Origin of the sequence: Streptomyces sp. OfavH-34-F (assembly GCF_022347745.1) — a bacterium.
Taxonomy (GTDB): Bacteria; Actinomycetota; Actinomycetes; order Streptomycetales; family Streptomycetaceae; genus Streptomyces.
In genome coordinates, this window is the sequence record NZ_JAKRGC010000078.1 from 1 (window position 1) to 23,878 (window position 23,878).

General features: G+C 73.8%; 28 protein-coding genes. 17 read left to right on the plus strand and 11 right to left on the minus strand.

Features of this window, described 5'->3' with window-relative positions:
• Together MHW47_RS14525 and MHW47_RS14530 are read right to left on the minus strand one after the other, a co-directional pair.
• A partial coding sequence (locus MHW47_RS14525) for a GAF domain-containing protein (protein ID WP_239223489.1) occupies positions 1-1,473 on the minus strand: 1,473 nt, incomplete at its 3' end.
• Between the two features lie 34 nt (positions 1,474-1,507).
• On the minus strand, positions 1,508-2,323 hold the full coding sequence (locus MHW47_RS14530; RefSeq protein ID WP_239223491.1) for a 3-hydroxybutyrate dehydrogenase: 816 nt from the start codon (positions 2,321-2,323) through the stop codon (positions 1,508-1,510).
• A 252-nt stretch (positions 2,324-2,575) separates the two neighbouring features.
• On the opposite strand from MHW47_RS14530, the gene MHW47_RS14535 reads away from it, so the two are divergent.
• From MHW47_RS14535 to MHW47_RS14590, 12 genes are all read left to right on the plus strand, one after another.
• A complete protein-coding gene (locus tag MHW47_RS14535) occupies positions 2,576-3,838 on the plus strand; it encodes a PHB depolymerase family esterase (RefSeq protein ID WP_239223493.1) in 1,263 nt (420 codons plus the stop codon).
• 173 nt (positions 3,839-4,011) lie between these two features.
• The gene (locus MHW47_RS14540) at positions 4,012-4,311 is read left to right on the plus strand and encodes a gas vesicle protein (RefSeq protein ID WP_239223527.1); all 300 of its coding nucleotides are present in this window, start codon (positions 4,012-4,014) and stop codon (positions 4,309-4,311) included.
• A 44-nt stretch (positions 4,312-4,355) separates the two neighbouring features.
• The gene (locus MHW47_RS14545) at positions 4,356-4,793 is read left to right on the plus strand and encodes a gas vesicle structural protein GvpA (RefSeq protein ID WP_239223494.1); all 438 of its coding nucleotides are present in this window, start codon (positions 4,356-4,358) and stop codon (positions 4,791-4,793) included.
• Positions 4,794-4,798: 5 nt separating this feature from the next.
• Positions 4,799-5,509, plus strand: a complete 711-nt coding sequence (locus tag MHW47_RS14550; RefSeq protein ID WP_239223495.1) for a GvpL/GvpF family gas vesicle protein — start codon at positions 4,799-4,801, stop codon at positions 5,507-5,509.
• Between the two features lie 45 nt (positions 5,510-5,554).
• Positions 5,555-5,812: a gas vesicle protein GvpG gene (locus MHW47_RS14555; protein ID WP_239223497.1), complete on the plus strand. Its 258-nt coding sequence runs from the start codon at positions 5,555-5,557 to the stop codon at positions 5,810-5,812.
• Positions 5,813-5,861: 49 nt separating this feature from the next.
• The gene (locus tag MHW47_RS14560) at positions 5,862-6,461 is read left to right on the plus strand and encodes a hypothetical protein (protein ID WP_239223498.1); all 600 of its coding nucleotides are present in this window, start codon (positions 5,862-5,864) and stop codon (positions 6,459-6,461) included.
• A complete protein-coding gene (locus MHW47_RS14565) occupies positions 6,454-7,701 on the plus strand; it encodes an SRPBCC family protein (protein WP_239223499.1) in 1,248 nt (415 codons plus the stop codon). Before MHW47_RS14560 ends, MHW47_RS14565 begins: the two co-directional genes overlap by 8 nt.
• A gap of 61 nt (positions 7,702-7,762) precedes the next feature.
• A complete protein-coding gene (locus MHW47_RS14570; RefSeq protein WP_239223501.1) occupies positions 7,763-8,194 on the plus strand; it encodes a gas vesicle protein in 432 nt (143 codons plus the stop codon).
• Entirely contained in the window at positions 8,191-9,021 is an 831-nt protein-coding gene (locus tag MHW47_RS14575) for a GvpL/GvpF family gas vesicle protein (RefSeq protein WP_239223502.1), read from the plus strand. Before MHW47_RS14570 ends, MHW47_RS14575 begins: the two co-directional genes overlap by 4 nt.
• Positions 9,018-9,230 carry a gas vesicle protein gene (locus MHW47_RS14580; protein ID WP_239223503.1) on the plus strand — a complete coding sequence of 71 codons (213 nt, stop codon included), beginning with the start codon at positions 9,018-9,020 and terminating at the stop codon, positions 9,228-9,230. The genes MHW47_RS14575 and MHW47_RS14580 overlap by 4 nt, the downstream gene beginning before the upstream one ends.
• Before the next feature lie 28 nt (positions 9,231-9,258).
• Positions 9,259-9,594 carry a gas vesicle protein K gene (locus MHW47_RS14585; protein ID WP_239223505.1) on the plus strand — a complete coding sequence of 112 codons (336 nt, stop codon included), beginning with the start codon at positions 9,259-9,261 and terminating at the stop codon, positions 9,592-9,594.
• Between the two features lie 50 nt (positions 9,595-9,644).
• Positions 9,645-10,109: a hypothetical protein gene (locus tag MHW47_RS14590; protein WP_239223506.1), complete on the plus strand. Its 465-nt coding sequence runs from the start codon at positions 9,645-9,647 to the stop codon at positions 10,107-10,109.
• A gap of 77 nt (positions 10,110-10,186) precedes the next feature.
• Here MHW47_RS14590 and MHW47_RS14595 read toward each other — a convergent pair whose 3' ends face one another.
• From MHW47_RS14595 to MHW47_RS14625, 7 genes are all read right to left on the minus strand, one after another.
• A complete protein-coding gene (locus MHW47_RS14595; RefSeq protein WP_239223508.1) occupies positions 10,187-11,086 on the minus strand; it encodes an alpha/beta hydrolase in 900 nt (299 codons plus the stop codon).
• Positions 11,083-12,195, minus strand: a complete 1,113-nt coding sequence (locus MHW47_RS14600) for a branched-chain amino acid ABC transporter permease (RefSeq protein WP_239223509.1) — start codon at positions 12,193-12,195, stop codon at positions 11,083-11,085. The genes MHW47_RS14595 and MHW47_RS14600 overlap by 4 nt, the downstream gene beginning before the upstream one ends.
• Positions 12,192-13,079, minus strand: coding sequence for a branched-chain amino acid ABC transporter permease (locus MHW47_RS14605; RefSeq protein WP_239223511.1), 888 nt, complete (start codon positions 13,077-13,079; stop codon positions 12,192-12,194). Before MHW47_RS14605 ends, MHW47_RS14600 begins: the two co-directional genes overlap by 4 nt.
• Entirely contained in the window at positions 13,079-13,825 is a 747-nt protein-coding gene (locus MHW47_RS14610) for an ABC transporter ATP-binding protein (protein WP_239223513.1), read from the minus strand. The genes MHW47_RS14605 and MHW47_RS14610 overlap by 1 nt, the downstream gene beginning before the upstream one ends.
• Complete coding sequence (locus MHW47_RS14615) at positions 13,822-14,592, minus strand: ABC transporter ATP-binding protein (protein WP_239223514.1); 771 nt, start codon at positions 14,590-14,592, stop codon at positions 13,822-13,824. The genes MHW47_RS14610 and MHW47_RS14615 overlap by 4 nt, the downstream gene beginning before the upstream one ends.
• A gap of 3 nt (positions 14,593-14,595) precedes the next feature.
• The gene (locus tag MHW47_RS14620) at positions 14,596-15,843 is read right to left on the minus strand and encodes a substrate-binding domain-containing protein (protein WP_239223515.1); all 1,248 of its coding nucleotides are present in this window, start codon (positions 15,841-15,843) and stop codon (positions 14,596-14,598) included.
• Positions 15,844-15,978: 135 nt separating this feature from the next.
• A complete protein-coding gene (locus MHW47_RS14625) occupies positions 15,979-16,590 on the minus strand; it encodes a TetR family transcriptional regulator (protein ID WP_239223516.1) in 612 nt (203 codons plus the stop codon).
• Positions 16,591-16,767: 177 nt separating this feature from the next.
• On the opposite strand from MHW47_RS14625, the gene MHW47_RS14630 reads away from it, so the two are divergent.
• From MHW47_RS14630 to MHW47_RS14650, 5 genes are all read left to right on the plus strand, one after another.
• Entirely contained in the window at positions 16,768-18,099 is a 1,332-nt protein-coding gene (locus MHW47_RS14630) for a glycosyltransferase family 4 protein (protein WP_239223518.1), read from the plus strand.
• A gap of 54 nt (positions 18,100-18,153) precedes the next feature.
• Positions 18,154-18,903 (plus strand): class I SAM-dependent methyltransferase, encoded by a 750-nt coding sequence (locus MHW47_RS14635; protein WP_239223519.1) that lies wholly within the window; start codon positions 18,154-18,156, stop codon positions 18,901-18,903.
• A complete protein-coding gene (locus MHW47_RS14640) occupies positions 18,900-19,973 on the plus strand; it encodes a prenyltransferase/squalene oxidase repeat-containing protein (protein WP_239223520.1) in 1,074 nt (357 codons plus the stop codon). The genes MHW47_RS14635 and MHW47_RS14640 overlap by 4 nt, the downstream gene beginning before the upstream one ends.
• A gap of 61 nt (positions 19,974-20,034) precedes the next feature.
• On the plus strand, positions 20,035-20,811 hold the full coding sequence (locus MHW47_RS14645) for a maleylpyruvate isomerase family mycothiol-dependent enzyme (RefSeq protein ID WP_239223521.1): 777 nt from the start codon (positions 20,035-20,037) through the stop codon (positions 20,809-20,811).
• 104 nt (positions 20,812-20,915) lie between these two features.
• Positions 20,916-21,956 (plus strand): PHP domain-containing protein, encoded by a 1,041-nt coding sequence (locus tag MHW47_RS14650; protein WP_239223523.1) that lies wholly within the window; start codon positions 20,916-20,918, stop codon positions 21,954-21,956.
• A 78-nt stretch (positions 21,957-22,034) separates the two neighbouring features.
• On the opposite strand, the gene MHW47_RS14655 is transcribed toward MHW47_RS14650, so the two are convergent.
• Both MHW47_RS14655 and MHW47_RS14660 read right to left on the minus strand, forming a co-directional pair.
• A complete protein-coding gene (locus MHW47_RS14655) occupies positions 22,035-22,811 on the minus strand; it encodes a DUF5336 domain-containing protein (RefSeq protein WP_239223524.1) in 777 nt (258 codons plus the stop codon).
• 224 nt (positions 22,812-23,035) lie between these two features.
• On the minus strand, positions 23,036-23,878 hold an 843-nt coding region (locus MHW47_RS14660; RefSeq protein WP_239223525.1), incomplete at its 5' end, for an N-acetylmuramoyl-L-alanine amidase.

Sequence of the window (23,878 nt, forward strand, 5' to 3'; positions counted from 1 at the left end):
ACGGTCGGGCGGTGGCCGGCCGGCACCCACCACCGTGCCCGCGTGTTCGGCGCTCACCCCCTGGTTCTCGCCGCCGAACAGGAAACGCATCGCCGCCGGGGCCAGCCGCTCGCGGGCCGCGCTCTCCGCCACGAGCAGCAGGTGCGGGCGGTCCAGGTCGATGCCCAGGCGCCGGCCGCGCTCGGCCAGCCCCGCCGGATCGCGGGCCGGGTCCGCCAGCAGGTCCGCGATCAGCTCCCCGCGTATCCGGTTCTCCGTCTCCGCCACGGTGCGCCGCAGCAGCAACAGCAGCCCCGTCACCACCGCCGACCGCTCGAACAGCCGCCGGTCGGAGTCGTCCAGCGGGTGGCCCCGGTGCAGGACGAGCCCGGCCAGCAGCTCCTGGCCCGCGAGGACCGCGCACACCACCCGCCCGTCCCGGTGCACGGCCCGCGCCCCCGTACGCGACTCCTCGGCCGCCTCCGCCAGCCAGCCCGCGTCCATGCTGTCGGCGGCGAAGCCCGTACCGTCCGGGCGCACGGCGGCCAGCGGACGGCCGCCCGGATCGTGGATGGTCAGCGGCGAACCGAGCAGCCCGGCGACCGCCGCCGCCACGTCCTTCACGTCCCGGCCGCGCAGCACCAGATCGGTCAGCCGGTCGTGAGACTCCTCGGCCCGCCGCATGGCCGCCGAGTGCGCCCGCACCGAGGCGTTCGCCTCGGCCAGCTCCGCGTTGGCCTCCGCCAGCTCGGCCAGCGCCGACGTGGTGTCGGCCAGCGCCCGGGCCGTGTCGATGGCGATCGCCGCGTGCGCGGCCAGCGAGCACAGCAGTGCCACCTCGTCGGGGCTGAAGACACGCGGCGCCCGGTCCGCCGCGAACAGGACGCCGATCACCTTCCCCGTACCGCCCCGGCTGGACCCCAGCAGCAGCGGCACGCCCAGGATCGCCACCAGACCCTCGTCCAGCACCCCGGCGTTGATGTTGCGGGTGTGGCGGAACCGGTCGTCGGTGCGGTAGTCCGGCGTGGCGTACGGACTCGCCGTCTGCGCCACCAGACCGCCCAGCCCCTCGCCCAGCTCCAGGCGCAGCCGCTGGAAGAGCACCGACACCGACCCGTCCGTCACCCGCATGTAGGTGTCCCCGGCCTCCTCGTCCGGCAGGGTCAGATACGCGGTGTCCGTGCCGAGCAGCATCCTCGCCCGGCGCACGATCGCCTTCAGCACCTCGTCCAGGTCCCGCGAGGCCGCCAGGTCGCCCGCCGTGTCGAACAGCGCCGTCAGCTGGGCCTCGCGCCGCCGGTGCTGGCGCAGCGCGCTCCTGATCCGCAGCGCGGTCGCCGTCGCCCGCTCCACCTCCGCCAGCTCGTCGGCGGACACCCCGTCCGCCCGCGCCCGCGAGGACACCGCCCCCAGCGCCTCGGCCGGGGCGTCGTCGGCCAGCAGGTCGAACAGGCGCCGCAGGTGCGGCGCCGCGGAGGGGAGCGGTTCGGGCATGGCGTCCAGGGTTCCTCGGGGTCGGGGCGGCGGGTCAGTTCGCGGTCCAGCCGCCGTCCATGGAGAGCGAGGAGCCGGTGATGTGCCCGGTACGCGGACCGCACAGCCACAGGACCGCCTCGGCGACGTCCGCCGGCTCGATCAGCCGCTTCACCGCGCTGCGCTCCAGCATCACCCGCCCCACCACCTCGTCCTCCGAGATGCCGTGCGTACGGGCCTGGTCGGCGATCTGGTTCTCCACCAGCGGCGTACGGACGTAGCCGGGGCAGACGCAGTTGCTCGTCACCCCGTGCCCGGCCGCCTCCAGCGCCACCACCTTGCTCAGTCCCTCCAGCGCGTGCTTGGCCGTCACATAGGCCGACTTGTACGGGCTCGCGCGCAGCCCGTGCACCGACGAGATGTTGACCACGCGCCCCCAGCCGCGTTCGTACATGCCCGGCAGGGTCCGGCGCAAGAGACGGAACGGGGTCTCCACCATCACCCGCTGGATCAGCGCGAACCGGTCCGGCGGGAACGCGTGCACCGGAGCCACGTGCTGCAGCCCCGCGTTGTTGACCAGCACGTCCGCGTCGGCCGGCAGGGTGTCCACCACCGACGGCTCGGACAGGTCCACCACCCAGGGCGTCCCGCCGATCTCCGCCGCCAGCCGCTCGGCCGCCTCCCCGGACCGGTCCACGACGTGCACATGGGCGCCCGCGGCGGCGAGCGCCAGCGCGCAGGCCCGCCCGATCCCGCTCGCCGCCCCCGTCACCAGCGCGGTGCGCCCGGCCAGGACGGGGTCGGCGGGGGACTGCGCGGGGGCGCCGGGCGCGGCGGCGGGCTGGTGATCCGGTCTGCGGGAAGTCTCCATGGCCGTCACCGTAGGTACCGGGCGGCCCGCCTCCCATGGTGCCGGTGTACACACCCGCGTACCGGCGCATGGTGGCGGCGTACGTGGTGCGCGCCGCCGGGCCGCCGCCACCGCGCCGCGCTCCTCCGCCCGCGCAAGGGCGTCGGCGCACACAGCGGGCGGCGGCAAGTGGCCACCGGTCCCATGGGCGCGGCCGGTTCCCGCTCGTAGGTTCCGGCAGCAACCCGTACCCCACGGCAGGAGAACAGCATCGTGCGCCCACCGATCCTGAAACGTCTGCTGCGCCGCCTCGCGTCCGCCGCCGCCCTCGGCCTGCTCGCGGCCACGCTGAGCGCCACCACCGCGCAGCCCGCCGCCGCCGCGGCCGGCCTCCAGCAGGTCACCGGCTTCGGCTCCAACCCCGGCAACCTCCAGATGTACGCGTACACCCCGGCGGGACTCCCCGCGAACGCCCCGCTGGTCGTCGCGCTGCACGGCTGCGCCCAGTCCGCCGACGCGTACTACACCAACTCCGGCTGGCCGCGGTACGCCGACGCGTGGGGCTTCGCCGTCGTCTTCCCGCAGACCACCTCCGCGAACAACGCGCTGTCCTGCTTCAACTGGTTCGACCCCGCCGAGGACACCCGGGGCCGGGGCGAGGCCGCGTCCGTCGTGCAGATGGTGGACTACGCCAAGGAGCACTACGGCTCCGACGACGGCCGGGTGTACGTGACCGGGCTCTCGGCCGGCGGCGGAATGGCCGCCGACCTGCTCGCCGCCTACCCGGACGTGTTCGCGGGCGGTTCCATCGCCTCCGGGATACCCGCCCAGTGCGCGACGAGCCAGACGGCCGCGTCGGCCTGCCAGTACGCGCCGCCGAGCCTGACGCCCGCGCAGTGGGGCGACAAGGTCCGGGCCGCCCACCCCGGTTACGACGGCCCCTGGCCGCGGGTCGCGATCTGGCACGGCACCTCGGACTACACGGTCCGCCCGGCCAACGCCACGGCCCTGCGCGACCAGTGGACCGACGTGTGGGGCATCGGCCAGACCCCGTCCGCCACCGACAGCCTCCCCGGCAACACCACCCGCACCGTCTACGAGGACGCCTCCGGACAGTCCGCCGTGGAGCTGTACACGATCTCGGGCATGGGCCACGGGCTGCCCGTGGACCCCGGCTCCGGCGACGGGCAGTGCGGCTCGACCGCCGCCTACTTCCTGGACACCATCTGCTCCACGTACCACACGGGCGTCTTCTGGGGCCTGGACGACGGCACCGCGCCGGGCGGCGGCACGGACCCCGGTGACGGTGACGGCGACGGTGACGGCGGTGACCCCGGTACGCCCGTCCCCGCGCGGTGCCACACCGCCACCAACTACGCCCATGTCACCGCGGGCCGGGCCCACATGTCCGGCGGCTACGTCTACGCCAACGGCTCGGAGCAGAACATGGGCCTCTACAACGTCTTCGTCAGCCACACCCTGCGTGAGTCGCCCACCGGCTATTACGTGATCGCCGACAACGGCTGCACCGCCTGAACCCCACCCGGCGCGGCTTTTCCGCGGCTGCCCCTCGCGGCAGCCGCGGAAAAGCCGCGCCGTCGTCATTCCCGCTCCGGTCACGCATGTCTGCGGAAAGCGTGGGCACGCGAACGGAAGCCATGACGACGGAGGCCGGACAGGCAGCGGCGCTCCCCGACGACAGGGGAAGGATGAGCACCGAAAAGGACACCGGAAACAAGCAGGAAGAAGAGCGTGTCGACGCGCTCACCGCGATGCGGCGAGCCGCCGCGCAGCTCACGGAAATGCTTCAGTGCGAGCCCGATTCGGTCTCCGCGGTGAAAGCCACCGAGGACGGCTGGTCGGCGGATGTCGAAGTGGTCGAGCTGGAGAAGATTCCGGACACGATGAGCGTGTTGGCCTCCTACCGGGTGCAACTCGACCCCGCAGGACGGCTCATGTCCTACGAACGCGTGCGCCGGTACGCCAGGGGTCAGATCGACCGACGCTGAGGACTTCGTCGTCGAACGAAAAAAGATCACCGAAATGAGTTCCCATGACACTCGTGCAGCAAAGCAATGCGACGTCCGGCGGGAGCGGCGGCTCGGGAAATCTCTACGACGTTCTCGAGCTCATACTCGACCGCGGCCTGGTCATCGACGCGTTCGTCCGCGTCTCGCTGGTGGGCATCGAAATTCTCAAAATCGATGTCCGCGTGGTGGTGGCCAGTGTCGACACCTATCTGCGCTTCGCCGAGGCGTGCAACCGGCTCGACCTGGAATCCGGCCGCAAGGCCCCGAGCCAGCTCACCGACCTGGTGGGCGACATGACGGAGAACGGCGCCAAGGGGAAGTCCAAGGGCGCCCTGACCGGAGCCGTCGAGGCGTTCAGCGAATCCCTCCAGGGCAAGAGCGACGAGCCCGAGGAGGAGCCGCGCAAGCGCCCCGCCCGTAAGTCCACGTCCAGCAGGCAGTCCCAGCGACGCGAGGAGTAGCAGCAGTGCCCACGTACATCTACGCCATCACCGGCGCCGGCCACCCGTTGCCGCTGGACGGCCTGCACGGGGTCGGCGACCCGCCCGCGGAGCTGCGGACCCTGCGCACCGACCGGCTGGCCGCGGTCGTCAGCGACGCCCCGGACGGCCTGCGCGCGAAGCGGCGGGACGTCCTGGCCCACCAGGCCGTCCTGGAGACCCTGATGGAGAAGGGCGCGACCCTGCCCATGCGCTTCGGCCTGGTCGGGCCGGACGACGAGGAGGTCACCGCCGCCCTGGAACGGGAGGCCGACGCCTACGAGCAGCGGCTCGCGGAGCTGGACGGGCAGGTCGAGTACAACCTCAAGGCCGCCCGGGACGAGGACGACCTCCTGCGGGAGATCATGGCCGAGTCCGACGAGGTGCGGCGGCTCAGCGAGCGGTCCCGCGCCCAGGGCAGCCAGGAGGACCAGCTGGCGCTGGGCGAGCTGGTGGCCCGCGAGGTGAGCGCCCGCCACAGCAGGGAGGCGGAGGAGGTGACCGGCCGCCTGGCCGGTGCCGCCACCCGCAGCTCGGCCGCTGAGCCGGGCCCCCAGCACTTCCTGAACCTGTCCTTCCTGGTGCCCCGCGCGGAGACGGACGCCTTCGTGGCCGCGGTCCGGCGGGAGGCCGAGCTGCGGGGCGACGCCTACACGTACACCCTGACCGGGCCGCTTCCGCCGTACAGCTTCGTCTGACGGACCCGGCCCGTCCCGGCCCGGAAGCGGAGGTGATCCGCCGGCATGGGACTCATCACGCAGCTGCTGACCCTGCCGCTGGCCCCCGTCCGGGGCACGGCGTGGGTCCTCGACCAGGTCGTCCGCGCCGCCGAGGACGAGTACTACGACCCCGAACCGGTACGGGCCAGGCTCGCGCAACTGGAGCAGGAGCTGAACAGCGGGGCCATCGGGCCGGAGGAGTTCGACCGGCGCGAGGACGAACTGCTCGACCGCCTCGACGAGATCGAGGCGTACCGGAACGGCCCGCGGCAGGCGCCGTGACCGGCCACCGGACCACACACGACAGGGGGAGACCCGAGGTGCATCGCACATGACGAAGAACGCGAAGATAGGCGCGGCCCTGGTGGGGGGATACCTGCTGGGGCGGACCAAGAAGGCCAAACTCGCCGTGGGACTGGGCATGTTCCTCCTCGGCAAGAAGATCGACCTCGACCCGCGGCGGATCGCCCGGGCGCTGGCCGAGTCGCCCGCCCTCGGCCCGCTCAACGACCAGGTCCGCAAGGAACTCGTGGACGCCACGAGGACGGCGGCCACCAAGGCCGTCACCCAGCGCGCCGGCAGCCTGGCCGAGTCGCTGCAACGCCGCACCCAGGCGCTGGGGTCCGGCCCCGCCGCCGAGGACGAGGAACCGGCCGAGGACGCCCGGGACACCGAGGACGCCCCGGACGCCCGGGACACCGACGACGAGCCGGCCGCCGACGACGAAACGCCGTCCGGTGACGAGGCGGCTTCCGACGCCGAGGGCGGTAAGGACCGCGACGCGAAGCCGAAGCGCGGCGGCTCCACCCGCAGGCGCACGGCCGGGACGGGCACCAGGAAGACCGCTACGAAGACCGCCGCCAAGAGCCGGTCCTCGGCGAGCGGCAGCCGTTCCGGTACGCGCCGGACCAAGGGAGGCGCCGATGCCTGAGTCCGCGCTCAAGGGCATCAAGGACGACGTCGTCAAGAGCCCGGCCGCCGACCGGCTCAAGGAGGAACTGCAGAACTACCTGCGGGCCCGCGCCGAACACTCCGTGACCCGGCTCGGGCACCGGCTCGGCGAATCGGTCTCCAAGCTCGCCGAACCGGGCAGCGGAAGCGGCGCCCTCAAGAGCCTCGCCAAGGGCGGCCAGGCCCTCAAGGACGGGCAGTCACCCGCCCGGGCGGCGCTCGGCGCCGGCGCCTCCCATCTCAAGGACACGGTGAAGGACAAGGTCAAGGGTTTGTTCGGCAAGGGCCGCAAGTCCGGCGGAGGGAAGTCCAAGAGCGTCACCGTCGTCGAGGACATCGACGTCGGCGTGCCCGTCCGCGAGGCGTACGACCAGTGGACGCAGTTCCAGGAGTTCAGCACGTTCGCCAAGGGCGTCGTGAGCGTCGAGAAGACCGACGACACCACCAGCAACTGGAAGGTGAAGGTCGCCAAGTCCACCCGCAGCTGGACGGCCAACGTCACCGAGCAGGTGCCCGACGAACGCATCACCTGGACCACCGAGGGCGCCAAGGGAACCGTCAAGGGCGTGGTCACCTTCCACGCGCTCACCGACGACCTCACCCGCGTCCTGCTGGTCCTCGAATACTTCCCCAAGGGGCTGTTCGAGAAGACCGGCAACATCTGGCGCGCCCAGGGCCGCCGCGCCCGTCTCGACCTCAAGCTCTACCGCAAGTTCCTGATGATGCGCGGCGAGGCGACCGACGGCTGGCGCGGCGAGATCCGCGACGGCGAGGTCGTCGAGGACCACGAGGCGGCGCTCGAACGCGAAGAGCGCGAAGAGGCGGAAGAGCGCGACGAGGCGGAGGAGCGGGAAGAGACGGACGGGTACGAGGACGACCCGGACGAGCCGCTTGACGACGACGAACCCGCCGACGACGAACCCGCCGACGCCGACGCCGCCGACGACGAACCCGCCGACGCCGACGCCGACGCCGACGCCGACGAACCCGCCGACGCCGACGCCGACGCCGACGACGAAGCCGACGACGAGGAAGCGGAGCCGGAGGACGAGTTCGAGGAGCCGGAGGACGAACCGGCCGACGAAGACGAGCCCGCCGACGAGGACGAGCCCGCGGACGACGACGAGCCCGTCGAGGAGGACGAACCCCTCGAAGACGACGAGCCCGTGGAGGACGACGAGGCCGTCGAAGAGGACGAGCCCCGGGCCGCCCGTCGCTGACCGGGCCGGGCCCGCCCCCGTACCACCACCCCACCCCGCCCCAGGAAAGGCGTGAGAGACCGTGTCCGATTCACTCGCCGGCCGGCTGCCGGCCCCGCCCAGGGGGACCTCCCCGGCGTACGGGCAGCAGGGCTCGTCGGCCAACCTCGCCGACATCCTGGAAAGGGTGCTGGACAAGGGCGTCGTCATCGCCGGGGACATCCAGATCAACCTGCTCGACATCGAGCTGCTCACCATCAAGCTCCGGCTGCTCGTCGCCTCCGTCGACAAGGCCAAGGAGATGGGCATCGACTGGTGGGAGCACGATCCCTCGCTCTCCTCCCGGGCCCGGCCCGCGCACCGGGAGGTGACGGGCCGGGAGGACGGGGCCCTGGCCGAGGAGAACGAGCGGCTGCGGGCCGAACTGGCCCGGCTGCGCTCGGCGGCTGGGCTCCCCGGGGCGGCCGGCACCGGGGAACAGCCGGCCCGCACCACGGAGGAGGAGACCCGATGAGCACCCCGACGGACGCGCCCGGCGGGACGCTGACCTATCTGTACGCCGTCGGACGGGACTGCCCCGCGCTCCGCGAACTGGCCTCCCGGCTGCCGGGCGTGGACGGCGGGCCGCTGTACCCGGTGGCCGCGGACGGGCTGTGCGCGCTCGTCTCCCGGGTACCGGCGGACTCCTTCGGCACCTCCGGCCTGACCGCGCAACTGGAGGACCTGGCCCGGCTCGAAGCGCTCGCCCGCGCCCACCACGCCGTGGTGGAGGCCGCGTTCACGGCCGCGCCGGTCCTGCCGATGCGGCTGGCCACCGTCTACCTGGACGACGCCGGGGTCGCCGGCACCCTGGAGCGGCGCCACGACGAGTTCGACGCCCTGCTGGGCCGGCTGGAGGGCCACGTCGAACTGGGCGTGAAGGTCTACGCCGACCCCGCGGCGGCCGCCGCGCCGGAACCGGCCGCCGCGACGCCCACCGGAACCGGCGCCGGACGGGCCTACCTGCGGCAGCGGCGGGCGACCCGGAGCAGGAGCCAGGACGCCTACCGGGCGGCGTCCGAACTGGCCGCCCGCGCCGCGCACCTGACCCAGGACATCGCCGCCTCGCACGTCGTCCACCGCCCCCAGCAGGGGCAGCTCGCCGCGCACCCCGGCGTGAACGTGGCCAACGAGGCGTACCTCGTCCCCCGGTCGCGCGCCGACGAGCTGCGCCGGGCCCTCACCGGCCTGGCCGACGGGGTCGAGGGGGTGTCGATCGAGGTGACCGGGCCGTGGGCGCCCTACTCGTTCGCCACCGCGCCCCCCGAGGAGGCCACGGCCGACGGCGGTGAGGGGCCGTGAGCGCGGACCTCGCCGGAGACGTCCTCGGCCCGTCCGGGCAGCGGGAGGGGCCGCCCGTCGCGCTGATCGACCTCCTGGACCGGCTCCTGAACGGCGGCGCCGTGCTCACCGGCGACCTCGTCCTGTCCATCGCCGACGTCGACCTCGTCCACATCAACCTGCGGGCGGTGATCCGGTCCATCACCGGCGAGGAGCCGGCGCCGTGGTGACACCCGACGAACCGACCAGGAGGACGGCATGACCGACAGCGACGGCGGACGCGTCGTACCCGCCCCGCCCGACGCGGGGGCCGGTGCCCGCAGGCTGGAGACCGACCCGGACACCGTCGAGCGGGACCTCATGAAGCTGGTGCTCACCATCGTCGAACTGCTCCGCCAGCTCATGGAACGCACCGCCCTGCACCGCGTGGACCAGGGTGATCTGAGCGAGCAGCAGGAGGAGCGCATCGGCATGACGCTGATGATCCTCAACGAGCGCATGACCGAACTGTGCGACCGGTACGACCTGACGATGGACGACCTCAATCTCGACCTCGGGCCGCTCGGCTCCCTGCTGCCGCACCACGGCGCATGAGCGGGCCGCACCCGGGGTTTCATCGCAACACCTCAGGCAAGGAGGACGCCATGACCGCTGAAAAGGACAGCAAGACTTCCACCCGGAGCAAGGGAAGGACCACGACCGCCCGCCGGACGGCCGGCGCGGCCGCGAAGACGGCCCGCACCGGCGGCGACGGGGCGAAGGCCGCGGCCGACGAGGTGAAGACCGCCACCCGCGAGGCCGGGAACGCCGCCCGCGACGCCAAGGACGCGACCGCGGAGGGCGTGAACGAGGCCGGTGGACTCACCCGGCGCGCCGGACAGGCCGCCGTCTCCGGCCTCCGCAACGGCCGGGAGGCGGTGACGACCGGCGTGGCCAGGGCGGGGACCGCCGCCGCGTCGGCGTGGACCGTCATCAGGCTCAGGAAGGCCATCGCCACCGGCGCCGCCGTGGGCGTGGCGAGCATCGCCGGAGTCGCCTTCGCCACCGGACGCGCGACCGCCAAGCCCCGCACGGGGCCGCTGACCCGGCTGGCCAACGGCCGGATCTGACCCCACCGGTACACCCCGGGCCCGCTCCAGGGGCCGGCCCCCGCGGCAGCACCGCCGGGGCCGGCCCCTGAGCCGTCTCAGCCCGTCCGCCGCGCCCCGGCCACCAGGCGCTCCGCGATCTCCCGCGCGCCCCGGTCGCCCGTCAGGACCGTGTAGTGGTTGACGTCCTTCACCGCGACCGGCTCCACCCGTGTCCCGTCCAGCCCCGCGGCGGCCAGCCGGCCCTCGTCGTACAGGCCCTGCTCCTCGTCCATCAGGCCGCGCGCCGCCCACAGCAGCGTCGCGTCGGCGGGCAGCTTCCGTACCGCCGAGAGCACCTCCTCGCCGAACAGGCCGACCCCGTCCGTGCGGACGGCCTCGATCCGGCAGGAGGAGCGCAACTCCGGCTCCCGGCCCGTGAGGTCGCGCTGGATGTACGCGTCCACCTCGTCCGACCAGGAACCGGCGAACGCCGGATGCGCCTGCCAGAACGCGCGGTAGGCGGCCCGGTCCGGGAACGTCATCGACAGCCGTTCCATCGCCGGGCCGATCACCGCCGTCATCAGCTCGTCGGGCGTCAGGTGCGTCGGGGCGGGGAAGCCGACGCCGCCGTCCACCAGCAGCAGCGGCCCGAAGCGCTCCGGGTGGCGCACCGCCGCCAGGGCGGCCACGAACGCGCCCATCGAATGGCCGGCGAGCACCACCCGGCCCGGGGCCAGGGCGGCGGCCAGGGCGGCGACGTCGTCGGTGTGCGCGGCGATGCCGTACGGGCCGGGCAGGTGCGCACTGCGGGCCCGGCCGCGCAGGTCGGGGGCGACCAGCGTGACCCGGCCGGCCAGCAGCCGGGCCACCGCCGCCCAGGACAGGGCGTTGGCGGTGATGCCGTGCAGCGCCACCACCACCGGCGCCTCCGGATCGGCGGCCGGCCAGCGCAGCGCCGCCAGGGAGCCCCCGGGCACGGGGACCTCGATCTCTTCGTACGATGCGAGCGGGCTCACCGGTCCACGTTCTCCTTACGTCGCGACGCTGCCCTCAGCCGGGACGGCAGCCGGGCCAGGCCGCCGGGCAGCAGGTGTACCACGGCCACGAACAGCACGCCCAGCAGGAACAGCGGCTGCGACAGCGGTACGCGCAGCACGGCGGGCAGGTCCGCGACCGCGCCCGATCCGGCCAGGTCGCCGAGCCGGTGGTCGGCCCAGGTGTAGAGGATGCCGCCGGCCATCGGCCCCCAGCGGGTGCCGGAGCCGCCCAGCACCACCATCACCAGCAGCGACAGCGTGAAGTCGGAGGTGGTCGTCTGCGGGGTCGAGCCGCCCGTCAGGAGCAGGTGCACGATCCCGCCGAGCGCGGCGAGGGCGCCCGCGACCACGAAGGCCGTCAGCTTGAACCCGTACGGCTTCAGCCCCAGCACCTCCACGCGGCGCTCGTTCTCCTTGATGCCCTCCCAGACCCGGCCGGTGGGGGAGCGGACCGCCCAGTGCACGACGCCCAGGGTCAGCACGAGGTAGGCCAGCGCGATCCAGTACAGGTGGGCGGTGTTGTCGATGCCGACCAGCGAGGACGGCAGGAAGTCGGCCGGGGCGGCCCGGCCCTCCTCGCCGCCGGTGACCCCGCCCGGGTCGCGGGACACCAGGATCGAGCCCGCCTGCGCGAACGCCAGGGTCACCATGGAGAAGCCGATGCCGGTGACGCGCAGGCTCACCGACCCCAGGACCAGCGCCAGCGCGATCCCGAAGAGCAGACCGAGGACGGCGGCGAGCCCGAACGGCAGCCCCGCCTCCAGCAGGAACAGATTGGTGGCGTAGCTGCCCGCCGCGAAGTACAGGGCGTGGCCGAAGGAGAGCAGCCCGGTCCGGCCGAGCAGCAGGTCGTAGCCGGTGGCCAGGGCGCCGAACAGCAGGCAGGTGGCCAGGAGTTGCAGGCTGCCCGGCGAGCCGGGCGGCCCGTCCAGCAGGCCCGGGACCGGCACCGCGCTGAACGGCGCGACCACCAGCACCAGCAGGGCGGCGGCGGGCCACCAGCGCAGCAGCCGGGCCCGTCCGGCCGGGGCCGGGGCGGTGGCCGGCCGGGCGGCGGCGCGGTCGTGTGTGTCGGTGGCGGTGCTCACGCGAGCCTCCCCGTCAGTCCGCGCGGCCGGATCAGCAGCAGCACGGCCAGCAGGACGACGACCGCCAGATCGCCGAGCCCCGCTGCGGTGTAGTAGTTGGCGAACTGCTGGACCAGGCCGATGACCACGGACGCCACGGCGGCGCCGGTCACCGATCCCATGCCGCCGGTGACCACGACGACGAACGCGAAGATCAGCAGCGAGGTGCCCTGGCGCGGGTCGACGGAGCCGAAGTACAGCCCGCCGAGCGCCCCGCCCAGCGCCGCCGCGCAGCCGCCGATCGCGAACACGAGCGTGAACGCCTTGCGGACGTCGACGCCGAGCGCGGTGACCATCGCCCGGTCCTCGACGCCGGCCCGCACGACCAGGCCGTGCCGGGTGCGGCCGAGGAACAGCCGGAGCGCCACCAGCACCACGACCGCCGCCCCCACCAGGACCAGCCGGTTGACCGGGACCTGCGCGCCCAGCAGCCCGAAGGTGCCGGAGAGCGCGTCGGGGCCGGGGAAGGGGTGGGCGTCCGACCCCCAGATGCCGGAGAGCAGCGCGGGCACCGCGAGCCCCACCCCGACCGTGGCCAGCACCTGCTCGCGCGGCCGGGTGTAGAGCGGGCGGACGACCAGCAGCTCCAGGAGGACGGCGGCGACGGTGCCCACCGCCGTACCGAACAGGACGGCCAGCGCGAAGCCGGCGCCGCCGGGGCCCGCGCCGGGCAGGTTCCCGGAGGCGGCCCACCAGGTGCCGTACGCGCCGACGGACAGCAGCGCCCCGTGCGCGAAGTTGAGCACGTCCATCAGGCCGAAGATCAGCGAGAGTCCGGACGCGACGAGAAAGTAGAGGGCCCCCAGACCGAGTCCGGTCATGGTGAGCAGGACGAGGGTGGACATCAGGAATCCGCCTTCACGGAAGGGGGTGCGGTGAGCGGGCCGTGGCCGACGCCGAGCAGCGTGCGGGCCGCCTCCGCGTCGCCCAGCAGCTCGGCGGCCGGGCCCCGGTGGGCGGTGCGGCCGTCGGCGAGGACCACGCAGTGCCCGGCCAGCCGGCGCACCACGGCGAGGTTCTGCTCCACCAGCAGCACCGGCACCGCCTCGGCGGCCCGCTCCAGGACCCGGGCGACCTCCGTGACGACCTTCGGGGCCAGGCCCTTGGTGGGCTCGTCCGCGATGATCAGCCGGTTGGCATTGAGCAGGGTGCGGCCGATGGCGACCATCTGCTGCTGGCCGCCCGACAGCGTGCCGGCCAACTGGCGGGCCCGCTGCTTGAGTTCCGGGAACAGCTCGTGGACCAGGCCGTACGCCGGCTCGCCCGCGCCCGGCCGTTCGGCCAGCCGCAGGTTCTCGGCGACGGTCAGCCCGGCGAAGATCCCCCGGTCCTCGGGGGCGTAGCCGATGCCGCGCCGGACCAGGGCATGCGTGGGCAGGTGCGTGGTCTCCTCGCCGTCCAGCCGGACGGTGCCGGTGCGCGGGACGAGCCCGAGGACGGCCCGGACGGTGGTGGTCTTCCCGGCGCCGTTGCGGCCGAGCAGCGCGGTGACGCCGTGCGGGGAGACGTCCAGGTCGACGCCGTGCAGGATGTGCCGGCCGCCGATCAGGACCCGCAGGTCCGTCACCTCCAGGAGCGGTCGCCGCGTCACAGCCCCTCCCCGAGGTAGGCCTGCTGCACGGTCGGGTCGGCGGTGACCGCGTCGGGGGTGTCCAGGGCGAGCAGCCGGCCGTGGTGCATGACGGCGAGCCGGTCCGCGAGGCCCAGCAGGACGTCCATGTGGTGTTCGACCATGAGGACCGTGCGCCCCTCCTCCCGGTGCAGGGTGCGGATGAGTTCGGTGAGGGCCGGCACCTCCTCGGCGCTGACCCCGGCCATCGGTTCGTCGAGCAGCATCAGCCGGGGTTCGCCGACCAGCAGGACGGCCAGCTCCAGCTTCCGCTTCTCGCCGTGCGACAGTTCGGCGGCCGTCGCCCCGGCCCGGTGGCCGAGGCCGGTGCGCTCCAGGACGCCGGTCACCTCGGCGGTGTACGGGTCGGCGCGCCGCCACAGCCGGTACGAGCCGCCGCGCGCGGCCTGCGCGGCGAGCCGGACGTGGTCGGCGACGGTCATGGCGGGCCACAGGCTGGACGTCTGGAAGGTGCGGCCGAGCCCGCGCCGGGCCCGGACGTGCGCGGGCCGGTCGGTGAGATCGGCGCCGTCCAGCTCGATCCGGCCCCCCGTGGGCAGGGTGACGCCGCTGATCAGGTTGAACAGGGACGTCTTGCCCGCCCCGTTGGGGCCGATGAAGGCGAGGAACTCGCCCTCGCGGACGCTGAACGACACGTCCTGGACGATGGTGGCGCCGCCGATGCTCCAGCCGATGCCGTCCAGCCGGAGCACGGGCGCCGCCGGGCCCGGGGTGCGGGGTGCGGTCACGGTTCAGCCCGCCGAGGGCCGCACGGGCGGGGCCACGGCGTCCAGTTGCTCGGTGCCCACCAGCTCCGGCACCGCCGCCTTGCCGGTGCCCTTCAGCCTGGCCGTGAACATCGGCTGGAGCAGCGCGTGGTCCTCGCCGCGCACCCGGCTCGCACCCTTGACCCCGTCGAAGCTCCAGTCCTCCAGGGCCTTCACCATCGCGGCGGTGTCGATGGCGCCGCCCTTCTCGACGGCGCGCACGACCATCTGGGCGGCCGTGAAGCCGTCCGGCGTGAACAGGTCGGGCTTGCCGCCGTCCTCGCGCACCGCGTCGAGCATCGCCTTCTCCACGGCGTTGCCGCCGCCCGCGCCCGGGAAGTAGTGCGCCAGGAACGACACCTTGGAGCCGGCGGCGCCGAAGACCGGGTACGAGGCGGTGCCGGCCAGGCCGGTGACGACCTTGGCGGCGCCGAGCACGCCCTGCTGGTCGAGCGCCGTCCACAGCGCCGGGGCGGTGGAGCCGGCCCAGGCGACGAAGACCAGGTCCGGGCCGCCCGCCTTGACCTGCCGGGCGAACGGCGTCAGGTCCGTCGCGCTGGGCGGCGCGAGCACCGAGCCGACCTTCGCGCCCTTCCCGCCGAGGACCGCCTGCACGGCGGCCACGTTGGCCTGGCCGAAGGTGGAGTCCTGGGCGAGCACCGTGACCTTCTTGCCCCGGGCGTCGCCGAGCATCGTGCCCGCCGTCAGGATGTCCTGGTAGGACTGGCGGCCGGAGCGGAAGGTGTAGTCGTTGATGCCGGTGACCGCGTCGGTGGCGGCCGGTCCGCTGATGTAGAGCACCTTGTTCTGGGCGGCGAGCGGCGCCATCTGGAGGGCGACGCCCGAGTCGGTGGTGCCGGCCAGCACCTTGTAGCCCTTGCCGATGAGGTTCTTCGCGGCGGAGACGGCCTTGCCCGGATCGCCCGCGTCGTCCTGCTCGGTGACCTCGATGCGGTGCCCGGCGACCTTCCCGGTGCCGTGGGTTGCGTAGTCGAGGCCCGCCATGAAGCCGTCCCGGTACTGCTTGCCGTAGTCGGCGAGGAGCCCGGTCCTGGAGTACACCAGGCCGACCTTGACGGCCGCGTCGCCGGAGGACTTCGCGGAGTCGGACCCGCCCGCCTTCCCGGCGGCGGTGCAGCCCGTCAGCAGCAGCCCTGCGGCGGCCAGGACGGCGACGGTACGGATGTCACTGAGCGATCTGCGGGCTCTGCTGGCGGTACGGGTGCGGGGCATGGTGACCGGCTCCTCGGCGTGTTCCTGTGATGTCGCCGAACCGTATGAACACCGCGCCGCCGTCGATATGGTGCAGGGCACCCCACCTCGCCCCGGCGGCGTGTGGGCGCCGCACATGGCAGGCGCCCGCGCGCGTCAGGGGGCCGGTTCCGGGCCCGGGGTGCCGATCAGCCGGCACGCCGTCCCGATGTCGGCCCGCACCTGCGCGGGGGAGGCCCGGCCGGACAGCCAGGCGATCAGCGCCGAGTGCCAGGTGTGCTCGATCACCCGTACGGCGCAGAGCTGCTCCGGGGTCGGGTGGCCGGTGCCCATCGCGTCCAGGATGATCGCGGTGGTGAGTCGCGAAACGGCGTCCACCTCGGTGCGCGCCCCCCGGTCCGCGAACGTCAGGGCGCGCACCATGGCGTCCGCGAGCTGCGGTTCGCGCCGCAGCTCGCCGAAGGCCCGCAGCAGGGTGCCGGCCACCCGCGCCGCCGGGTCGTCCCCGGCCGGCGGATGGTCGCGCAGATCGGTGCGCAGCCGCTGGAGCCGGTCCCGCAGCGTGGCGACGAGGAGGTGCACCTTGGAGGGGAAGTACCGGTACAGGGTGCCGAGGGCGACCTCGGCGGCCACCGCCACCTCGCGCATCTGGACGGCCTCGAAGCCGCCCTCGCCGGCGAGGGCGGCGGTGGCCCGGAGGATGCGGCGGCGGCGGGCCTCCTGGCGCTCCGTCAGGGGCGGCGATACCGGCCGGGCTTCCGCTGTCATGTGTCCCATCCCGTGGCCGGGGCGTGTGCCGTGGCGTGAATCACCTGATCCGGCCGTTGCACCGACGCTACCGACCGGTAGATTCGTAGCTCATTGAACCATCCAGTCTGAAACTTGTTCTAGATTAGCCACGGCGGTTACGCTCCGGCGAACAGAGCAGTGAGAAGGGGGCCGAGTGTGACCGCTGAGGCCGTGGAGTCGGGCCCCCGTACGGGCGCCGCCGCATCGGGCGCGGACCCCGGCGACCGGCCGCTGCGCATCGCGCTCCTCACCTACAAGGGCAACCCCTTCTGCGGCGGCCAGGGCGTCTACGTACGCCACCTCGCCCGGGAACTCGCCCGCCTCGGACACAGCGTCGAGGTCATCGGCGCCCAGCCCTACCCGGTGCTCGACGAGGGCGTCCCGCTCACCGAACTCCCCAGCCTCGACCTCTACCGGCAGCCCGACCCGTTCCGCACCCCCGGACGCGGCGAGTACCGGGACTGGATCGACGCCGCCGAGGTCGCCACGATGTGGACCGGCGGCTTCCCCGAACCGCTCACCTTCAGCCTGCGGGCCCGGCGCCACCTCGCCGCCCGCCGCGGCGAGTTCGACGTCATCCACGACAACCAGACCCTCGGCTACGGGCTCCTCGCCGACCTCGGCGCCCCCCTCGTCACCACGATCCACCACCCCATCACCGTCGACCGGCAGCTCGACCTGGCCGCCGCCACGACCCGCCGCCGCCGCGCCTCCGTGCGCCGCTGGTACGCGTTCACCCGCATGCAGAAGCGGGTCGCCCGCAGGCTGCCGTCCGTGCTCACCGTCTCCGGCTCCTCCAAGCAGGAGATCGTGGAGCACCTCGGCGTGGACCCGCGCCGCATCCGGGTCGTCCACATCGGCGCCGACACCGATCTGTGGTCGCCCGACCCCGCCGTCGCCGAGATCCCGGGCCGGATCGTCACCACCTCCAGCGCGGACGTCCCGCTCAAGGGCCTCGTCCACCTCGTGGAGGCCCTCGCCAAGCTCCGCACCGGCAACCCCGCCGCCCACCTCGTCGTCGTGGGCAAGCGCGCCGAGGACGGACCGGTCGCCCGCGCCATCGAGCGGCACGGCCTCGCGGACGCCGTCGAGTTCGTCAAGGGCATCAGCGACACCGAGCTGGTCGACCTGGTGCGCGGCGCGCAGATCGCCTGCGTCCCCTCCCTGTACGAGGGCTTCTCGCTGCCCGCCGCCGAGGCCATGGCCACCGGCACCCCGCTCGTCGCGACCACCGGCGGCGCCATCCCGGAGGTCGCCGGCCCCGACGGCGAGACCTGCCTCGCGGTGCCGCCCGGCGACCCCGGCGCCCTCGCCGACGCGCTCGGCCGGCTGCTCGGCGACGCGGAGCTGCGCGCCCGGCTCGGAGCCGCCGGACGCGCCCGCGTACTCGCCCGGTTCACCTGGAAGCAGGCCGCGATCGGCACCGCCGACCTCTACCGGCAGGCCATCGCCGCCCGCGCCGCCACCGGCCCCGGCGGCCGGCGATGACCCCCACCCGCTCCTGACCCCCGCCACCACCCCCGACCGCGAAAGCAGGCATTCGTGCTGACCGTGGACTTCACCCGCTTCCCGCTCGCCGCCGGCGACCGCGTGCTCGACCTGGGGTGCGGCGCCGGACGCCACGCCTTCGAGTGCTACCGGCGCGGCGCCCGGGTGGTGGCCCTCGACCGCAACGCCGAGGAGATCCGGGAGGTCGCGAAGTGGTTCGCGGCGATGAAGGAGGCCGGCGAGGCCCCGCAGGGCGCCACCGCCACCGCCATGGAGGGCGACGCCCTCAACCTGCCCTTCCCCGACGAGTCCTTCGACGTCGTGATCATCTCCGAGGTCATGGAGCACATCCCCGACGACAAGGGCGTGCTCGCCGAGATGGTCCGCGTCCTGCGGCCCGGCGGCCGGATCGCCGTCACCGTCCCGCGCTACGGCCCCGAGAAGGTCTGCTGGACCCTCTCCGACGCGTACCACGAGGTCGAGGGCGGCCACATCCGCATCTACAAGGCGGACGAACTGCTGGCCAGGATGCGCGGCGCCGGCCTCAAGCCGTACGGCACCCACCACGCCCACGCGCTGCACTCCCCGTACTGGTGGCTCAAGTGCGCGTTCGGCGTCGACAACGACAAGGCGCTGCCGGTGAAGGCGTACCACAAGCTCCTGGTCTGGGACATCATGAAGAAGCCCGCCCTGACCCGGGTCGCCGAGCAGCTGCTCAACCCGGTCGTCGGCAAGAGCTTCGTCGCCTACGCGACCAAGCCGCACCTGCCGCTCGCCGCCGCAGCAGCCGAGGCCGAGGCGTGAGCCTTCCCGAACGGACCGAACACCTCGTCCTGCCCGGAGTCCTCACCGCCGCGCAGGCCGCCGAGACCGTCACCGCGCTGCTCGCCCTGCAGCGCGCGGACGGCGCCATCCCCTGGTTCCGCGGCCACCACCTCGACCCGTGGGACCACACCGAGGCCGCCATGGCCCTGGACGCCGCGGGCGAACACACCGCCGCCGCGCGCGCCTACGAGTGGCTGGCCCGCCACCAGAACGAGGACGGCTCCTGGTACGCCGCCTACCAGGACGGCGACGCGGAGCGGCCGACCGACCGGAGCCGGGAGACCAACTTCTGCGCCTACGTGGCGGTCGGCGTCTGGCACCACTACCTCGCCACCGGCGACGACGCCTTCGTGGACCGGATGTGGCCCACCGTCTACGCCGCCGTCGAGTTCGTGCTGCGCCTCCAGCAGCCCGGCGGCCAGATCGGCTGGAAGCGCGAGGCCGACGGCACGGCGGTGACGGACGCGCTGCTCACCGGTTCCTCCTCCATCCACCAGGCCCTGCGCTGCGCCCTCGCCCTCGCCGAACGCCGCGAGGAGCCCCAGCCCGACTGGGAACTGGCGGCCGGGGCCCTGGGCCACGCCATCCGCCACCATCCCGAGCGCTTCCTCGACAAGAGCCGCTACTCGATGGACTGGTACTACCCGGTCCTCGGCGGCGCCGTCACCGGGGCCGCCGCCAAGGAGCGCATCGAGGCGGGCTGGGACGACTTCGTCGTGCCGGACCTCGGCGTGCGCTGCGTGCTGCCCAACCCCTGGGTCACCGGCGGCGAGAGCTGCGAACTCGCCCTGGCCCTGTGGGTGATGGGCGAGTCCGACCGGGCCCTGGAGATCCTCCAGTCCATCCAGCACCTGCGGGCCGGGGGCGGCCTGTACTGGACGGGTTACGTCTTCGAGGGCAACAAGGCCTTCTGGCCCGAGGAACGCACCTCCTGGACGGCCGGTTCGCTGCTGCTGGCGGTGGCGGCACTTGGCGGCGACGAGGCCACGACCGCCGTCTTCGGCGGCGAACGGCTGCCGGCCGGCCTGGAGCCGGACTGCTGCGGCTGACCGGCGCACCCTGCCGGATATCCGCATGAGGAGGCACCCGTGCCCGCACTAGGGTGCGGGGATGGGTCTTCTCACGCATGAACGCTACTGCGACGAAATCATCCGGCTCACCGAGGAGTTGAGAACGGCACTGCGGGGCGCCGACCTCGGCGCGACCGTACCGACCTGCCCCGACTGGACCTTGCGCGAACTCGCCGAACACGTGGGCCGCGCCCACCGCTGGGCCGGTGAGATCGTCCGCACCCGGTCCGCCGATGCGGTGCCGGACGACAAGGTGCCGGACCGCGCCCCCGCCGACGATGCTCCGGCCACGCTCGACGCCTGGCTGGCCGACGGGGCGGCCGGGGCCGTCGCCGCGCTGCGCGAGGCCGGGCCGGACGCCGAGGTGTGGACCTGGGGCTGGGAGCACCGGGCCGGCTTCTGGGCGCGCCGCATGGCCCTGGAGACCGTCGTCCACCTCGCCGACGCGGCCCTCACCGCCGACGTTCCGTACACGGTGACGCCCGAGCTGGCCGCCGACACGATCGACGAGTGGCTGCAGATCGTGGTCTTCGTCCAGGCCCACGGCGACCGCGAGGCCGCCGAGCTGCGCGGGGAGGAGCGCTCCCTGCACCTGCACGCCACCGACGTCCCCGACGCCGAGTGGCTGATCGAGATCGGCGCGGACGGGGTGACCTGGCGGCGGGCGCACGCCAAGGCGGACGTCGCGGTGCGCGGGTCGCTCACCGACCTGATGCTGCTCCTCAACCGCCGCCTCGCGCCCGGCAGCGACCGGGTGGAGGTGCTGGGCGACGCCGCGCTGCTCGACTTCTGGCTGGCCCGCACCGCCTTCGGCTGAGCCGCCCGGCCCGGGGCCCGGCTCCTCCGGTGTGCGGGCCGGGCCCGGCTGGGCCAAGCTGGACGGGCGGCCGCCAACCGTCCCGGCCGGCCCCGGAGGTGCCGATGGACCCGGTCAGGGCCCTGGAGCGGATCGCCTTCCTGCTGGAACGCGGGAGGGCGGTCACCTACCGCGTCCAGGCCTTCCGCACCGCCGCCCGCACCGTCGCCGCGATGGACGACGGCGAGCTGGACCGCCGACTCGCGGACGGCTCGCTGGAACGCGTCAAGGGCATCGGCCCCCGCACCGCCCAGGTCGTCCGGGAGGCGGCGGCCGGGGAGACCCCCGGCTACCTGGACCGGCTGGAGTCCGACGCGGCGAGCGCCGGGCCCCTCGCGGAGGGCGGCGAGCGGCTGCTGGCGCTGCTGCGCGGCGACTGCCACACGCACTCCGACTGGTCGGACGGCGGCAGCCCCATCGAGGAGATGGGCCGCGCCGCGGCGGAACTGGGCCACGACTGGACGGTCCTCACCGACCACTCGCCCCGCCTCACCGTCGCCCACGGCCTCTCGCCGGAGCGGCTGCGCCGGCAGCTCGCCGAGGTCGCCGAACTCAACGCGCGCTGGGCGCCGTTCCGGCTGCTCACCGGCATCGAGTGCGACATCAACCCGGACGGCTCCCTCGACCAGGAGGAGGACCTCCTGGAACAGGTGGACCTCGTCGTGGTGTCCGTCCACTCCAAACTCCGCATGGACGCCGCCCCGATGACCCGCCGGATGGTCGCCGCCGTACGCCACCCGCAGGCGAACGTCCTCGGCCACTGCACCGGACGCCTCGTCACCGGCCGGGGCCGCCCCGAGTCCGCGTTCGACGCCGACGAGGTCTTCGCCGCCTGCGCCGGGGCGGGCACCGCCGTCGAGATCAACAGCCGCCCCGAACGGCTCGACCCGCCCCGCCGCCTGCTGCGCCGGGCCGTGGCGGCGGGCACCCTGTTCGCCGTGGACACCGACGCGCACGCACCGGGCCAGCTGGACTGGCAGGCGTACGGCTGCGCCCGCGCCGAGGAGTGCGGCGTACCGCCGGAGCGCGTGGTCACCACCTGGTCCGCGGACGAACTGCTGCGCTGGACCCGGCGGGGCCAGGTCCCGAAACGGGCGGCCGGCTGACCCCGGACCGGCCCGCGGCAACGGCAGCGGCCCCCGCCCGGGAAGGGCGGGGGCCGCTGTCAGGAACGGGCGCGGGCGTCAGCCGCGCTGGATGCCCGAGGTGTCCTGGAGGACGCCGCGACGGCCGTCCTGCGTCTGGGCGATCAGCGCCGAACCGCGCTGCTCGACCGCGAGGTACCAGGTGCCCGGCGCCAGCTCGGCGATCGGGGCCTGCGAACCGTCCTCGTTGTACAGCTGGCGGGCCACCGGCACCGCGAACCAGAACGCGGTGAACTCACCGGACTGCCCGGCCGCCGGAGCCTGCGGCGCCGCGGCCTTCTGCGGGTCGGGCTGACCCGGCTGCTGCGCGCCGTACGGCTGCGGCTGGCCCTGCTGGCCGCCGCCGAACGCCGGCTGCGGACCGCCGGGGTAGCCGTAGCCCTGGCCGGGCTGGGCACCGTACGGCGGCTGCACGGCCTGCGGGTTCGGGGCGCCCGCGAGCGGGGCCTTGAGGGCCGGCACCAGCGGCGAGGCGATCGCGCCCGCGGCCAGCGCCAGCGAGGCGATGAAGCCGAGGATCAGGCCGGCGCCCGCGTCGATCTGGCCGAGGTCGATGATCGTCCAGAACATGTTCCACGCGGTGAACACCGTGGCGGCGACGCCGAACTGGGCGAGGTCGAGGCCCACGACCTTGCGCGGCTGGGGCTGCGAACGGGAGAGCACGATCAGTGCTGCGCCGATCACCCCGACCATGTAGACGCCGATGCCGTTGCCCAGGGAGTCCCAGGAGTTGGGGGCGTCGACGCTGTTGCTTCCGTAATCGAAGTAGTCGAGGAACGAGGCGATGAACAGCACGACCGCTGCTCCGATCACCACGCCATCGCCTCGAGTGAGGGAGCGGATATTCACGTGAAGGTCCTTAGTCGGTCGTCTCGTCGGGGGCGGTCGTCGTTGCCGCCGGATGCACGGCTGGCACGGCTTGTAGCTCGGGAACGGCTCCCCATCGTACGGGTGAATGTATCGTCTGCTCGTGCGGGTCGTGTTGCTGCCCGCCGGGTGCGCGGACATCCTCCCGAATTCATCGCAGAATCACCGCTTGCCTACCCCTTGAGGTAGCTGCTGATGCCGTCCGCGATGCCCTGGGCGGCCTTCTGGCGCCAGCCCCCGCTGGTGAGCAGGGCGGCATCCTTGGGATCACGCATATTGCCGCATTCGATGAAGACTTTGGGCACGGTCGACAAATTAAGTCCGCCGAGATCCTTGCGGACGTCCAAACCCGTTTTGCCGCCCACGTAATTGGAAGGGGAACTTCCGGTACTGCGTACGAACAGACCCGCGATTCGGGTGCCGAGGTCACGCGAGGGTTCGACGATCTTCGACGTGTCCGCGCCTCCGCCGCGCACCGCCGCCGGGAGGATCACATGGAACCCCCGGTTGCCCACGGCCGATCCGTCCGCGTGGATCGAGACCACCGCGTCCGCGTGCTCCCGGTTGCCGATGCGCGCCCGCTCGTCCACGCAGGGCCCCCAGGGCCGGTCCCGGTCGTACGTCAGGATCACCTCGGCGCCCTGGGCGCGCAGCAGCTTCCGCAGCCGGTGCGCCACGTCCAGGGTGAACTCCGCCTCGGCGTAACCCCCGTTGGTGGACGTCCCGGTGGTGTCGCACTCCTTGCGCCCGGTGCCGATGTCCACCTGGCGGTTGATCTCGGCGGTGTGCAGGTGGTTCGTCGGGTTGTGGCCGGGGTCGACGACCACCGTCTTCCCGGACAGCGGCCCGGTGGGGGCGCTCGGGGTCCTCGACGCGGATGCCGAGGGGGAGGCCGTCCTCGTCGGCGTGGGCGCCGGCTTCGGCGACGACGCCGCCGGGGACGCGGAGGACGGCGCGGTGGTGGTCCCGGTGGCGCCCGGCCCGGCCAGGCCCGGCCCGGGGCCCTCCCCGCCGCC

Bases quoted from the DNA above. Each gene is read 5' to 3' on its own strand.
- MHW47_RS14530 (WP_239223491.1), bottom strand. From the start codon at position 2,323: ATGGAGACTTCCCGCAGACCGGATCACCAGCCCGCCGCCGCGCCCGGC.
- MHW47_RS14540 (WP_239223527.1), top strand. From the start codon at position 4,012: ATGAGCACCGAAAAGGACACCGGAAACAAGCAGGAAGAAGAGCGTGTC.
- MHW47_RS14545 (WP_239223494.1), top strand. From the start codon at position 4,356: ATGACACTCGTGCAGCAAAGCAATGCGACGTCCGGCGGGAGCGGCGGC.
- MHW47_RS14555 (WP_239223497.1), top strand. From the start codon at position 5,555: ATGGGACTCATCACGCAGCTGCTGACCCTGCCGCTGGCCCCCGTCCGG.
- MHW47_RS14560 (WP_239223498.1), top strand. From the start codon at position 5,862: ATGACGAAGAACGCGAAGATAGGCGCGGCCCTGGTGGGGGGATACCTG.
- MHW47_RS14565 (WP_239223499.1), top strand. From the start codon at position 6,454: ATGCCTGAGTCCGCGCTCAAGGGCATCAAGGACGACGTCGTCAAGAGC.
- MHW47_RS14575 (WP_239223502.1), top strand. From the start codon at position 8,191: ATGAGCACCCCGACGGACGCGCCCGGCGGGACGCTGACCTATCTGTAC.
- MHW47_RS14585 (WP_239223505.1), top strand. From the start codon at position 9,259: ATGACCGACAGCGACGGCGGACGCGTCGTACCCGCCCCGCCCGACGCG.
- MHW47_RS14590 (WP_239223506.1), top strand. From the start codon at position 9,645: ATGACCGCTGAAAAGGACAGCAAGACTTCCACCCGGAGCAAGGGAAGG.
- MHW47_RS14605 (WP_239223511.1), bottom strand. From the start codon at position 13,079: ATGTCCACCCTCGTCCTGCTCACCATGACCGGACTCGGTCTGGGGGCC.
- MHW47_RS14620 (WP_239223515.1), bottom strand. From the start codon at position 15,843: ATGCCCCGCACCCGTACCGCCAGCAGAGCCCGCAGATCGCTCAGTGAC.
- MHW47_RS14625 (WP_239223516.1), bottom strand. From the start codon at position 16,590: ATGACAGCGGAAGCCCGGCCGGTATCGCCGCCCCTGACGGAGCGCCAG.
- MHW47_RS14645 (WP_239223521.1), top strand. From the start codon at position 20,035: ATGGGTCTTCTCACGCATGAACGCTACTGCGACGAAATCATCCGGCTC.
- MHW47_RS14650 (WP_239223523.1), top strand. From the start codon at position 20,916: ATGGACCCGGTCAGGGCCCTGGAGCGGATCGCCTTCCTGCTGGAACGC.